1 pseudogene is annotated in these 394 nt (G+C 64.7%); it reads left to right on the top strand.

Annotation, left to right across the window (positions count from 1 at the left end):
* Positions 1 to 394: pseudogene (locus OXS27_RS32475) on the top strand (DDE-type integrase/transposase/recombinase); the annotation flags it as partial.

The following is a 394-nucleotide window of genomic DNA, read 5'->3' as shown; positions in this document are numbered from 1 at the left end:
GTGGCTGAACGACGGCTCCTGCGTGCGGCTACGACCGCTTCACCGCAATCACGTCTGGAGCTTCGACTTCGTGCAAGCCCAGACGCACGATGGGCGCTCTCTGCGCATCCTGACGCTGATCGACGAGCACAGCCGGGCCTGCCTCGCGCTGAGGGTGGCGCGGCGCATCAACAGCGTCGGCGTGATCGAGGCGCTGGCCGACGCGCTGTGCCTGCACGGCATCCCGGAGCACATTCGCTGCGACAATGGCCCAGAGATGATCTCCAAGGCGTTGCGCAAATGGGTCGCCAAAGCTGGCTCACAGATCCAGTACATCGCGCCAGGATCCCCGTGGGAGAATGGTGACTTGCGAGAGCTTCAACGGCAAGCTGCGCGACGAGTGCCTACGCCAGGA

It is taken from the genome of Methylobacterium sp. GC_Met_3, from assembly GCF_026540775.1.
GTDB lineage: Bacteria > Pseudomonadota > Alphaproteobacteria > Rhizobiales > Beijerinckiaceae > Methylobacterium.
The sequence above is the reverse complement of the archived record's forward strand: the minus strand, read 5'-3'. Positions and strand labels throughout refer to the sequence as shown.